This is a genomic window from Acinetobacter sp. IRS14 (assembly GCF_034650275.1).
GTDB classification, from domain to species: domain Bacteria; phylum Pseudomonadota; class Gammaproteobacteria; order Pseudomonadales; family Moraxellaceae; genus Acinetobacter; species Acinetobacter oleivorans.
This window is the reverse complement of sequence record NZ_JAOVFN010000002.1, coordinates 67745-81573: the sequence shown is the minus strand read 5'-3', so window position 1 is coordinate 81573 and position 13829 is coordinate 67745. Positions and strand designations below refer to the sequence as shown.

Here is a 13829-nt window from a genome sequence, read left to right as displayed (position 1 = left end):
AAAAAATACTTGACCAAAATATAGATAATGTTATTGTTTATAACTGACTAAAAACGTCAAATTTACTAAAATTTTTTTAACATGTTTAATTTTTAATTGTATTTTGGGCAATGAGTTGAACAAAATAAAAAAAAGTATTGAATAATCATGGAAGTCCACTATGGGTCATGTTGATTACGATAGCACATTGATCGTCGGCTCTTTTTTTGCAGCTGGCTTCATTTGCTATCTTGTGATTTCCATGGAGCAATTAATATTCAAGCAAGTTTATAAAAAATTTGAGTCCTTAATTCTCTTTATCAATGGCTTATTGCTCGCATCAGCAATTAGTATTGTTCATATTATTGGTATACAAGCTTATCATCTGTCTGAAACAGTTAACTCGAATATTCCTTTGATTACTGTTTCATTTGCCATTAGTGCTTTGCTATCGTGCATTGCAATGTGGTTGACTTCGCGTTTTACGCTTCCTTTATTCCGACTCATTTTAAGCTCTATTATTATGGGAATTGGAATTTCAGCTTCATACTACATTAGTATGTTGGGCTGGAATATTAATATCTATAAAAAAGATTACACCTCTTTCTTGCTATTATTTTCTATATTAATTGCGATGAGTGGCTCAGGGCTGGCGTTTTTATTAGCCTATAAATTGAAAGACAATGAGCGTTACCGCCTAACTTTAAAAATCGCATTTTCGGTTATGATGACCTTAAGTATCATGGGAATGCACTATACGGCACTCATTGCGACGAATATCACTGATAAATTTATTAGCCAATATCAGGCAGAACATGACTTATTATTATTTACGATTATTTTGGTCACGTGTCTGGTACTCGTAGCAAGTTTTATTGTCGCGATGTTAGAGCAAAGGCTCACACAACAGAATTTAGAGTTACGTAAGGCAAATAAAGAATTAGCTAACTTATCTATACTAGATAATTTAACCAAACTACCCAACCGCCTTTATTTGGTTGATTATGCAGAGGTATTACTTTCAGATCATCGGTATAAAGATCAGAAAATTGCTTTTTTATATATTGATTTAGACCGATTTAAATCGGTGAATGATGCATTTGGGCATCATGTGGGTGATCAATTACTTATTCAAATGGCAAACCGTTTACATTGGCAACTCAATGAAAAATGTAAATTGCTTAGAATCGGTGGCGATGAGTTTTTGCTTATTGCAGAAAATACAAATGCAGATGAAGCGGTGGTTTTGGCTGAGAAAGTTTTACAACTGATTCAGGAAAGCTATCAAATTTCTGGTAAGGAAATTAATATTTCTGCAAGTTTGGGCGTGGCACTCTTTCCCGAGCATGGACAAAATGTTCAGGACTTACTCATGAATGCTGATGCCGCCATGCTGATGTCTAAAGAACAAGGTCGGAATACATATACAATCTTTAGTTACTCAACCCATCAGCAAGAAACAAGAAGTCAGTCAAAACTGATCAATGATCTCTATAAAGCCGTAGAAGAAAAACAGTTCATCTTATATTACCAACCAAAATTTAATACGAATCTTGAAGTCTGTGGAGTTGAAGCCTTAATCCGTTGGAATCACCCAGCCTTAGGAATACTTACTCCGCATATGTTCATTGAGGGTGCGGAAAAAACGGGGTTAATCATTCCAATGGGATATTGGGCACTGGAGCAAGCTTGCCTACAAATTCAAGCGTGGGAACGCAGTAATACACCGTTTTATCCAGTTGCAGTGAACCTGTCGGCATTACAGTTTGAAAATAAAAAGTTATTTAGTACGCTTGAAGCATTATTAAAAAAATATCAAATTCAACCTCATCACTTAATTGTTGAAATTACAGAATCTACGGCAATGCGTCATATCGACTTGAGTATCCGAGCGTGTGAGCGGTTGCGTGATATGGGAATTCGTGTTGCTATTGATGATTTTGGAACAGGGCATTCGAGCTTCTTATATTTAAAAGATTTGCCTGTAGACGAATTGAAAATTGACCGTGGCTTTATTGTTGATTTAAAACCTGGTTCAAAAGAAGAAGTTATCCTAGAAAGTATTATTCATTTAGCTAAAAAGCTAGGTTTAACGGTAACGGCAGAAGGGGTGGAAACTCAGCAGCAGGTTGAGATTTTGACCCGTTTAGGATGTCAGCAATTTCAGGGTTATCTATTGGGAATGCCTGTTCAGGTTGATCAACTCATTGAGTCTCAAGGGGCTAATTTCGTTTAACGTTTTATATATTAATTTTCTTTAATTTATTTTGTTAATTTTCAAACTTTCCTACTAAAAAGCGGCTGATCAACCTAGGTCTAATCATTAAAACTGATACGCTTAAAGAGAATACATGCCTATTCAGTTGCAAAGAAAAGGTTAAGCATAAATATATAGTTTAAGAGAGACTTTCTTGTTACATGCTCATTTAGATGGGATTGTATGTTTAATAATTTTTGAAATTGAAAAGCTTTCACCCAAAGCCCAGCAAGTTATAGTGTGCTATTGGAAGTGTTTGTTAGTAAAATTTATATAATAATTTTAACAACTTATATAGAATCATTGAAAATAGGCATGTTAACCTTTTTTATTTTTAATAGAGAATAAAATACTTTAGATATAATAATTTATTAGTATATTTAAATAAAATATAGATCATTATTTTAAAATTGCTTTAATGAGTAAGCAACTCGAGCTAGAAGAAAGATTATAAAATTTTCTTATTGATTTTATTAATTTTATAAAATAATTAGCCTTAAAATAGAGGGTGTTGATTAAGGTTGAAGTGAGGTGCTTGTTTTAATAATAAGATCATTAAATTTATAGGATTGTAGAAAATGAGTGAATTGGCTTTAACTTGGTGGAGTAGGAGTTTATGCTCCACCAAAATTAACATTATTGTTTATTTTTGTTAAATTATAAAAAGTTAATTAATTTATATATTAAATAGTTGCACACTCTCGAACCTTCTCGAAATTAATGATTTTATTTATATAAGACCATGTTTTCTCTGAGTTGATTTTTGATTTATTTATAGTGCCATCAATAATGATGCCATCGACAATATTAAGAAAGAGTCCTGTAAGGATTTGTTTATTCTCAACTTCAAGTTCTGAAAAGGTTGAAAAAACTAATTTGTAAATCCAATCTCGATATTTATTAATTTGATATTTAATAGATGGATACAATTGCATGACTTCAATCGTCGCTTTCTTAAATAAGCAGCCATTAAAATCATCTGTATTGATCCAGTCGACATACCAGTTGAAAATACTTTTAAGTTTAATTAATGGATCATCAATATCATTAACTTGATCAAATAAAGAAGTTTGGACTTCTAAATTTCTTCGATGAAGGCATTCTTCAATTAAGGCTTCTTTAGAGGAAAAATATTTATAAAAAGTCATTTTTGCCACGTTTGCTTCAGCAATAATACGATCAACCCCAATAGAGGTATAGCTTTTTTGGTTAAAGAGGGCTGTGGCTGTTGTTATAATTGTTTCTCTTTTTGACATCGGTTTTCTCGTCATAAAATATTTTTGATTAACTTTGCTATTGTAAAGTATGAAAGCTTAAATAAATCTTATTTAATGATATTTAAAAAATTATATTTATTCAATAGGTTGATTTGTTATTGAAAATAATAAAAATTACTTCTAATTGGCAGTAATTTACTTTTTTTAAATATTATTAATTAATTCGTTGATTTGTTGAGTTAATAAACATAATATAAAATTGTTAAGTTTTGGTTTGTGGAATTTATTTTAGCAATTGAATGCAAAATTGGAATAAAAATAAGGCCTATAACTTAACTATAAGAAAAACTTTTTACTGAGAATGATTATGTCAAAAAAATTTGAAGACTTTAATAATCCAAGACAAAAAGCATTGCAAGGGATGAGAAATAGCATTCCTGCAAAACAGTGGGAAGAGAATTTACAATTTCTTAAAGAGTTAAGAAGTAAAATTGCAAAATTACCAGTTTCTAGACATCCTGCAATTGAAGTATTAAATAACGGATATCTTGATAAGAAGAGTTTGACCCATATTCATTTAGAATATCGTCATGCAATTGTACAAATTTTTACAGATGCTTTATTAAAGGCTCAGTTTCTGACAAAACAACTGGAACCTAAACTCCATTCCGGAGCTAAAATGTTTCCAAGAGTATTATTAAGTTTAAATATACTTGATGAATTTGGTTTTCGTCCTGGTTTGGGTAAAGATAATTATTATTTGGGGAATCCTGAATATGCTCATTATCCGTTATATGAAGATTTACTTAATGATTATGGTTTAACAGAGCTTGATCGTCGTAACTTTAAGCCATCAAAAATTTCAGATCAGGTTAGATCATTTTTAGAATCTTCTTATGATAGTTATATCAATGTAGTCGCGTTACTAGCTGTTGCAGAGGAAGAGGTTATTCTTTTTAGTCCTCCATTACGTCAAGCGACCAAATTTGTGAATATTGATGTTGAAGGTGGTGGGTATTACCATGTGCATGGTATATCTACTGATGAAACGTCTGAAGCTGCTGATGATGACCATCAAGATGATCTTTGGTTCACTTTAGCGCAAGCAATTACCAAAGACGATTATGAAGGCTTAACGAAGCTATGTATTGAATATTGCGCGTTATGGAATGAGTTCTGGGATGCACAAATTGCCGATGTTCAGTTTATAGAAGAAAAGAAACTGGCATAAGATATTCTCCTAAGCCCGAAGAAAGCCCATCTAAGATTGTATGGGCTTTTTTTAATTATAAAATTTCTAAGATGCTAAGCTACATTCTCAAAAAATATCTAAAAAGCTTATGAGTAGCTCATAGCTTATCAACAATCATTAAACACTTCTATAAATCTGCTACAATTACGCCAATTTTTATTTTGATCGACTTTAGGTCTTTGGCACTGCAATTTCCGCAGTAGGTGTATTTCATGAGTTTTAAAGATGAGTTAGCGGCACAGGTTGCTCAACGCCGCACATTTGCCATCATTTCCCACCCCGATGCCGGTAAAACCACCATGACAGAAAAACTGTTGTTATGGGGTAAAGCAATTCAGGTTGCAGGGATGGTAAAAAGCCGTAAATCTGACCGCGCAGCTACATCTGACTGGATGGAAATGGAAAAAGAGCGTGGTATTTCGATTACCACGTCTGTTATGCAATTCCCATATAAAGGTCATACGATTAACTTACTCGATACACCGGGACATGAAGACTTCTCGGAAGATACTTATCGTACCCTAACTGCAGTTGACTCTGCGTTAATGGTAATTGATGGTGCAAAAGGTGTCGAAGAACGTACCATCAAATTGATGGAAGTTTGTCGTATGCGCGACACTCCTATTATTTCATTTGTAAACAAGATGGACCGAGAGATTCGTGAGCCGCTTGAGTTACTTGATGAAATTGAAAATGTCCTCAATATCCGCTGTGTACCGATTACATGGCCATTAGGGATGGGACGTGATTTTGCTGGTGTATACAACATTATTGAAAATAAATTGTATGTCTACAAAGCAGGCTTTGGCTCAACCATTACCGATATTGAAGTCCGTGATGGATACGATCATGCGGATATTCGTGAAAAAGTAGGTGAGTTGGCTTGGGCATCTTTTGAAGAATCGCTTGAACTTGTGCAAATGGCGAATGAGCCATTAGACCGCGAATTATTTTTACAAGGTAAACAAACTCCGGTTCTATTTGGTACGGCATTAGGTAACTTTGGTGTTGACCACGTTCTAGATGCATTTATGAACTGGGCACCTGAACCTAAAGCGCATCCTACACAAGAGCGTGTGGTTGAGGCGAAAGAAGAAGGTTTCTCTGGTTTTGTATTTAAAATTCAAGCCAACATGGATCCGAAACACCGTGACCGTATTGCCTTTATGCGTATTTGCTCTGGTAAATATGAAAAAGGTTTAAAGATGAACCACGTGCGTCTTGGTAAAGATGTCCGTATTAGTGATGCTTTGACATTCCTTGCTGGTGAGCGTGAACATTTAGAAGAAGCATGGCCAGGCGATATTATTGGTTTACATAACCATGGCACAATTCAAATTGGTGATACTTTTACCAGTGGTGAAAATTTACATTTCACAGGTATTCCTCATTTTGCGCCAGAGATGTTCCGTCGTGTGCGTTTAAAAGATCCATTGAAGTCAAAACAGTTGCAAAAAGGTTTGAAAGAGTTGTCTGAAGAAGGGGCGACTCAGGTATTTATGCCACAAATTAGCAATGACCTGATTGTAGGTGCGGTAGGTGTACTTCAGTTCGATGTGGTTGCTTATCGTTTGAAAGAAGAATATAAGGTTGACTGTGTTTATGAGCCTGTAAGCGTTAACACAGTTCGCTGGATTCACTGTGATGATGAAAAAACTCTGAATGAGTTTAAGAAGAAAGCACACGATCAACTTTCTATCGATGGCGGCGGACACTTAACCTATCTTGCGCCAAGCCGAGTGAACTTGCAGATTATGCAAGAGCGTTGGCCTGATATTCAGTTCCGTAACACACGTGAACACTGATCATTTTAATGTGACAAACAGCTTCGAATAGAAGCTGTTTTGTTTTGAAAAATAAGAAAGGATGATGAAATGAATTTGAATAAAAAGACAGTTATTGCGCTTTTAGTTGCAGTAATCATATTAATTTTGGCGATTTGTCTTTTTGTCTGGAAAAGAACTCAGCCTTCATCATCTTCTCAAACAAAATTAGCATCTACCCAAACTCAACATATAGAAAAGGCTGAAGTACTGCCATTCCTTAACTTACAACAAGTAAAAGCTGATTATGCTTTGCCATTTTGTGAAAAGAAAAACTGTATTGATGTCGATATTCAAACGATAAAGACCCAAGATGCATGGCTAAATGAATGGATTGCCAAAAGTCAGGCTAAAGTGATCCAAGACCAAATTGATTTGAAAAAAGACTTAAGCTTGCAGCAAGCCATTAATGCCTATGTTAAAAAGTCTGATGAATGGCAAGATAAATATTCAAAGAATCGGGCTTACGAATTACATCTTCATACGCGTATTGCATCACAGCGCAACCAATATGTTCTATTGCAATTAGGACTTGATACCAAGCAAGAAGAGCTCACGATTAAAGATCGTTATTACTTTTTCGTGGCTGACCGAAAACTGCATAAAAGCTTAGCTTTATTAGATGTTTTACAAAAAGATCAACAAACGACTGTGCATCAAATGGTGCAGGTGGCGTATCAAGATTGGTTAAAAAAGCAGACTGCTGACATAAAGAAAGAAGCACCAAAAACTTTATATTGGGGACAAGCAGATTGGTTCTTTGATGGTGAAGGTGTTGGCTTACATTATCAGGCAAACCAGATTACTAAAGAAGCTCCACAGCTCGATATTTATTTATCTAAAGAACAAACCAAAAAAATATTACAACCCGAGGTTTATGAACAAATGTTTTAAGATGGTAGCAGAATTTGCAACCTCTATTTATATGCGCTAATTTCTTAGAAAAGGCACTGTGTAATCTCCTTAGAATAAAAGGCAAAATATGATGTTATCTTCTAAAGCTTCACTGCGATTAACTTTGCTTGCTTCTGCTATATTTTTGGTGGCATGCCAGCCTAAAGCTGATCCTAAGGATTCTCAAGAACAGCAGAAATCAGCAGTCGAGGAACAAAAGCCAGTAGAGCTGACTTTGAAGGGCGAAACAGTTCCTACTAAGGTTGCTTTACCTGATTGTGATGGTAAAACTTGTCCAGAATTCACAGTTGAACGTTTGCAGAGTAATTTTCCATTTATTGACAAAATTCTAGATCAGCAAATTTTAAAGACTCTAGGTCAAATTTTAGAGATTGCTGAACCAGATGCTAAAGTGAAGCAAGCCGATCAAAAAACAGAAGCTTCAGCAGTTGCGAGTGCAGAGCAAAAAAATAGTTTTGATGCACAAGTTCAACGCTACGCCAATTCATTTATTGGTTTGGACAATGAATTAAAAGCTTTAAGTAGTAATCATCAGATTAATCTTTTGGTGAAACCTAAGATTTTGCAGGCTCAAGGTAAAGTTGTAACCGTGGTACTGAATAGTAGTAGCTATTTAGGTGGAGCACATGGTTCTGCTGCACAGCATTATTATAATTTTGATTTAAAAGAACAAAAGCAGATCAAGCTTGAAGATTTGTTACGCCCACAGCAAAAAACTGCATTGGAAAAGTTAGCCCATGAAGCCTTTAAGACTTGGGTTACAGACTCTAAACTGGCTGATAATGTAGGGGAATATGAGCAAGCTTGGCCATTTAAGTTATCTGATAACTTCTTATTGGGTGAGCAAGGTTTAATTCTTCAATATGGTGAATATGAAATTGGACCATATGTGGTGGGATTACCTCGACTAGTCATTCCATATGACCAATTACAAGACGTATTGAAACAAGAGTATTTGCCACAGCCTAAAGCTAAACCAGCTTCAGCACCAGTTGCAAAAAGTGCTGGCTAATGCATTTGTTTGATACCCATACCCATTTTGATGTTGCTGATTTTGATGAAGATCGGCAACAGTTAGCGCTTAATGCCAAAAAAGTGGGCGTAGATGCATTAGTCTTAATTGGTTTTGTGCAGTCACGTTTTGATGAATTGGTGCAGACTCATCATCAGTTAAAGGGCTGGGAAAATGTGCCCACTTCATATTTAGCACCAGGCTTACATCCGTTTTATATTGAGGAGCATCAGCCAGAACATCTTTCTCACCTTGAACATATCTTGCAGCAACAGGACTGTGTGGCAGTAGGTGAAATTGGCTTAGATACTTTCTTAAAAGAACATAAGCAGCCCGATATATATGCTAAGCAAAAGCAATATTTTGCAGATCAATTAGAGCTTGCAACCCAATACCAAAAACCAGTATTACTCCACATTCGAAAAGCGCATGGTGATGTGCTCGCTATATTGAAAGCTCAAAAATTTAAATTGGGTGGCATTGCTCATGCATTTAGTGGGGGGGTAGAAGAGGCAAAAGGCCTGATTAAACTTGGTTTTAAAATTGGTGTGACGGGGCAGATCACCAACCCAAACGCAAAAAAACTTCATACGGTTGTGCAGGCCATAGGTGCCGAGCACTTGGTGATTGAAACAGATTGCCCAGATATGACACCGCTTTGCTGTCAAACCTCAACTGAACAACGTACTCGTAATACTCCTGTTAATTTGCCTTATGTATTACAAAGTTTGGCCGAAAATTTAAATATGCCAGAGTCAGATTTAGCTGAGGTGCTGTGGAAAAACTCTCTCACCGCATTGAAATTATCGTAATAAAAATCAAAGATTAAAAATATTAACTAAAACAAAACACAGCGATTAAAAAAGAAGCTTAAAGTAAGAAAACAACATGTAAAAACGTGAAAAATAACATTGCCAGACATGGGAGGATAACCCAATGGCTAAGTATAGCAATATCAATAGTTTTAATGCTTTACAGACGCTAACAGTAGGTTCCAGCAATTATCAGATTTTTAGCTTAGCCCAAGCAGAGAAAACGCTAGGGGATATTGCCAAACTGCCGAAATCTTTAAAGGTATTATTGGAAAACTTATTACGGTTTGAGGATCAGCATAGCGTTAAAACTGAACACATCCATGCTTTAGCCGAATGGCTAAAAACCCGCACCTCAGATCAGGAAATTCAATATCGACCTGCGCGGGTTTTGATGCAAGATTTTACGGGTGTGCCAGCAGTGGTTGATTTAGCTGCAATGCGAGCAGCGATGGCACAAGCGGGCGGCGACCCTGAAAAAATTAATCCATTATCTCCTGTTGATTTGGTGATTGATCACTCGGTGATGGTCGACTATTTTGCTGACGATCAGGCCTTTGAAGAAAATGTACAAATCGAGATGCAACGTAATGGTGAGCGATATCAATTTTTACGCTGGGGGCAATCTGCATTTAATAACTTTAGTGTAGTGCCACCGGGCACAGGTATTTGCCATCAGGTCAATTTAGAATATTTGGCACAAGCGGTGTGGCTGGGCGAAGATAACGGTCAGACTTTTGCTTTTCCAGATACTTTAGTGGGTACAGATTCACATACCACCATGATTAATGGTTTAGGTGTTTTAGGTTGGGGTGTAGGGGGAATTGAGGCAGAAGCGGCTATGCTTGGCCAACCGATTTCGATGCTGATTCCTGAGGTTATTGGTTTTAAATTGACAGGAAAACTACCAGAAGGGATTACGGCAACTGATTTGGTGCTGACCATTACTCAAATGCTTCGTCAAAAAGGGGTGGTGGGTAAATTTGTAGAATTCTATGGTGATGGTTTAGCAGATTTACCACTTGCTGACCGTGCAACCATTGCCAACATGGCACCAGAATATGGGGCGACTTGTGGTTTTTTCCCAATTGATGAAGTGACACTAGGATATTTGAGATTAACTGGTCGTCAAAGTGATCGTATTGAATTGGTTGAAGCGTATAGCAAAGCACAAGGTTTATGGCGAAATGCAGGTGATGAACCTGTTTTTACCGATACTTTAAGCCTTGATATGAGTACGGTTCAAGCAAGTTTGGCAGGTCCAAAACGTCCACAAGACCGAGTGCTTTTATCAGAGGTGCCGAAAACCTTTAATGCGCTCATGGAGCTAACATTAAAACCAGCTAAAGAAGCTAAAGAGCGTTTAGAAAATGAAGGCGGTGGTGGTACTGCTGTCGAGGCAAAAAAAGCAAATATTCAACATGAAAGCCCCTCATGCGTGATTGAAGGACAAACCTATCCATTAAATCATGGTGATGTTGTTATTTCGGCTATTACATCTTGTACCAATACTTCTAACCCAAGTGTAATGCTGGCAGCGGGTCTGCTTGCTAAAAAAGCGATTGAAAAAGGTTTGCAGCGTAAGCCGTGGGTGAAAAGTTCTCTTGCACCAGGTTCTAAAGTCGTGACTGATTATTTGCTGGCTGCTGGGCTTACGCCGTATTTAGATGAGTTGGGCTATAACTTGGTGGGATATGGTTGTACAACCTGTATTGGGAACTCAGGTCCACTACCCGAACCAGTTGAAGAAGCAATTCAATGCCATGATTTGAATGTTGCATCAGTACTTTCTGGTAACCGTAACTTTGAAGGACGTGTACACCCATTAGTTAAAACAAACTGGCTTGCTTCGCCACCTTTGGTAGTCGCTTATGGTTTAGTTGGTAGTATTCGTACCGATTTGACCACACAACCTATTGGGCAAGGTAAAGATGGGCAACCTGTTTATTTAAAAGATATCTGGCCAAGTCAGGCAGAAATTGATGCCGTTTTACAGAAAGTAAATACCGACATGTTCCATAAAGAATATGCTGCGGTGTTTGATGGTGATGAAAGCTGGCAATCAATTCAGATTCCAAAAAGTAAAACTTATGAATGGGCTGATGATTCGACTTATATCCGCCATCCGCCATTCTTTGAAGGCATTGGTGAACCACCAAAACCAATTAAAAATATTGAACAGGCAAATATCTTGGCAGTGCTTGGTGACTCAGTAACGACTGACCATATTTCACCGGCAGGTAATATCAAAAAAGACAGTCCGGCAGGTCGGTATTTACAAGAGCAAGGTGTTGAGCCAAAAGACTTTAACTCCTATGGTTCTCGACGTGGTAATCATGAAGTCATGATGCGCGGGACTTTTGCCAATATTCGTATTAAAAACGAGATGCTTGGTGGGGAAGAGGGTGGTAATACCATTCATGTGCCAAGTGGTGAAAAGCTCGCTATTTATGATGCCGCAATGCGCTATCAACAAGAACACACACCACTTGTGATTATTGCTGGTAAAGAATACGGAACAGGTTCTTCACGTGACTGGGCTGCCAAAGGAACGAACTTGTTAGGTGTCAAAGCTGTCATTGCTGAAAGTTTTGAACGCATTCACCGTTCAAACTTGGTAGGTATGGGCGTGTTGCCATTACAGTTTGTTGATGGGCAAACTCGACAATCTCTCAACTTAACTGGTCATGAGGTGATATCAATTCGAGGTTTGTCTGATGGCGTTCAGCCTCATCAAATTCTTGAGGTTGATGTAAAAGGGCCAAATGGAGTCGCCAGCCACTTTAATGTGTTATGTCGAATTGATACGTTAAATGAGGTTGAGTACTTTAAGGCGGGTGGTATTTTGCATTATGTACTGCGGAATTTGATTGCTGGTTAGTTAAAAAAGAAACCCCGTAAAATATGGGGTTTCTTTTTATGAAAATCTAACTAAATTTAAATAATTTCTTCCAGCTAAATGATGACGTCAGTACCCAAACATCGAATGGATTAAAATATAGTGAATCTACATCAAAAAAATCGCTAGATGCTTTTAGGGAAAGCTTTAGTGGTTCTGATTCTTCATCAGCCGAAAAAGTTTGATTTTCTAATAACTCTGGGTTTTCTATAAGAAGATATAACAAGAAGTTATTCAAAATATAGGATGCTTGATCTACCTTTAGGTTTATACATCCATCTGGTTTACCGAATTGCTGCATTCCACAAGAGTAGAGTAAATTATCATCAGAAATAATAGGGATAAAGGCTTTAAATAGATCTAATATATTTTCAGCGTTATAGCTAAGCCAATCGCTTTTAAGGTGTGTAAGACCCGAAGTCTCAACTTTAATTGCTAAGCCACCTGCTTTCATGAGGGCCTGACCTATTAACAGAGCTTGTTGTGCTAACTCTATTGATCCGCCATCACAAACAACATAAATAACCATATTATGTTGTTCAATTTTTTTTAATTCGCTTTCAGAAAAACGACCTAGACTAAATGATCTAAAAACCTCACTGATATTTGGATCATTTCCATATTCTTCAACTTCACCGTAATATTCGTTTGTTAAAGATTTAATAATTGAGCCCGCATAAATATATCCAGTTTTATTAACAAGTAGGGCATGTAATAGAGCTTGATGATTTTCCCAAATACCAGGAATACATAAGATAATTTTTTGATTAAATTCTTGATTCATTATTAATAAGTTCTAAGGAGCTTTTCCCACTCATAATATCGTAAAAGATATGCGATACCAATTGATTGAGGTAAAATACCTCCCGTGTTTTATATCCCCAAAGAGTAGCAATGACCGATCTCCAACAAGATGAATATGACCGCCGTTTTGCAGGTGTAGCCAAAGTTTATGGTGATTCATCGTTCCAGCACTATGAAAAAAGTCATGTGATGGTGATTGGTATTGGTGGGGTGGGCAGTTGGGCGGTAGAAGCATTAGCACGTACAGGTATTGGTGAGATTACACTGGTAGATATGGATGTGATTGCAGCATCAAATGTGAACCGTCAGTTACCTGCAATGACATCAACTTTAGGCTGTGAAAAAGTTGAGATTATGGCGGAACGTTGTCGCCAAATTAACCCACGTATTAAAGTAAATATTATTGATGACTTCTTAACGCCTGAGAATGTCACAGCGCTGTTAAACCCTGTACCAGATATTATCTTGGACTGCATTGATGACGTTAAAGCAAAATTGGCTTTAATGCTCCATTGCCGTTTTAATAAAATTCCGTTGATTGTGTCGGGTGGAGCTGGTGGCAAGCTCGATCCGCTTAAAATCCGTGTGGCTGATTTATCAAAAACAGAACAAGATCCAATGCTAGCGAAGCTACGTAGTCAACTTCGTGCTCGGGGCATCTGTAAAAAGCCAAAAGAGAAATTTGGCATTACTTGTGTTTATTCAATCGATAATCCATTTTCAAGTGCCGATGTTTGTCCATCGGCTGGTCTGCGTTGTGGTGGCTATGGTTCAGCGGTAGTGGTGACTTCAAGTTTTGCCATGATTGCTGTGGCTGAAGTTTTGAAGAAACTCGATTTGAAGAAAGCCTGATTTAAAC

10 protein-coding genes are annotated in these 13829 nt (G+C 36.9%); 8 read left to right on the top strand and 2 right to left on the bottom strand.

The window, feature by feature from the left end; all coding sequences use genetic code 11:
- The first annotated feature begins 160 nt into the window (after positions 1 to 160).
- Positions 161 to 2215, top strand: coding sequence for a bifunctional diguanylate cyclase/phosphodiesterase (locus tag ODQ17_RS02615; RefSeq protein WP_013198956.1), 2055 nt, complete (start codon positions 161 to 163; stop codon positions 2213 to 2215).
- A 704-nt stretch (positions 2216 to 2919) separates the two neighbouring features.
- On the opposite strand, the gene ODQ17_RS02610 is transcribed toward ODQ17_RS02615, so the two are convergent.
- Complete coding sequence (locus tag ODQ17_RS02610) at positions 2920 to 3492, bottom strand: TetR/AcrR family transcriptional regulator (RefSeq protein ID WP_250374790.1); 573 nt, start codon at positions 3490 to 3492, stop codon at positions 2920 to 2922.
- A gap of 328 nt (positions 3493 to 3820) precedes the next feature.
- Between ODQ17_RS02610 and ODQ17_RS02605 the strand changes: the two genes are divergently transcribed.
- The 6 genes from ODQ17_RS02605 (at position 3821) to acnA (ending at position 12148) form a co-directional block, all read left to right on the top strand.
- Entirely contained in the window at positions 3821 to 4684 is an 864-nt protein-coding gene (locus tag ODQ17_RS02605) for a hypothetical protein (protein WP_322901572.1), read from the top strand.
- 233 nt (positions 4685 to 4917) lie between these two features.
- Entirely contained in the window at positions 4918 to 6510 is a 1593-nt protein-coding gene (locus ODQ17_RS02600; RefSeq protein ID WP_199943647.1) for a peptide chain release factor 3, read from the top strand.
- A gap of 69 nt (positions 6511 to 6579) precedes the next feature.
- Positions 6580 to 7422, top strand: coding sequence for a hypothetical protein (locus tag ODQ17_RS02595; RefSeq protein ID WP_282495937.1), 843 nt, complete (start codon positions 6580 to 6582; stop codon positions 7420 to 7422).
- Positions 7423 to 7513: 91 nt separating this feature from the next.
- Entirely contained in the window at positions 7514 to 8455 is a 942-nt protein-coding gene (locus ODQ17_RS02590; protein WP_322901789.1) for an RsiV family protein, read from the top strand.
- A complete protein-coding gene (locus ODQ17_RS02585) occupies positions 8455 to 9267 on the top strand; it encodes a TatD family hydrolase (protein ID WP_322901569.1) in 813 nt (270 codons plus the stop codon). The genes ODQ17_RS02590 and ODQ17_RS02585 overlap by 1 nt, the downstream gene beginning before the upstream one ends.
- A 124-nt stretch (positions 9268 to 9391) precedes the next feature.
- Positions 9392 to 12148 carry an aconitate hydratase AcnA gene (gene acnA / locus ODQ17_RS02580; protein WP_322901567.1) on the top strand — a complete coding sequence of 919 codons (2757 nt, stop codon included), beginning with the start codon at positions 9392 to 9394 and terminating at the stop codon, positions 12146 to 12148.
- A gap of 46 nt (positions 12149 to 12194) precedes the next feature.
- Here the strand turns inward: acnA and ODQ17_RS02575 are convergent, their stop codons facing one another.
- Positions 12195 to 12950 carry a hypothetical protein gene (locus ODQ17_RS02575; RefSeq protein WP_322901565.1) on the bottom strand — a complete coding sequence of 252 codons (756 nt, stop codon included), beginning with the start codon at positions 12948 to 12950 and terminating at the stop codon, positions 12195 to 12197.
- Between the two features lie 110 nt (positions 12951 to 13060).
- Between ODQ17_RS02575 and ODQ17_RS02570 the strand changes: the two genes are divergently transcribed.
- Entirely contained in the window at positions 13061 to 13822 is a 762-nt protein-coding gene (locus ODQ17_RS02570; protein ID WP_322901563.1) for a tRNA threonylcarbamoyladenosine dehydratase, read from the top strand.
- Positions 13823 to 13829 lie beyond the last annotated feature (7 nt).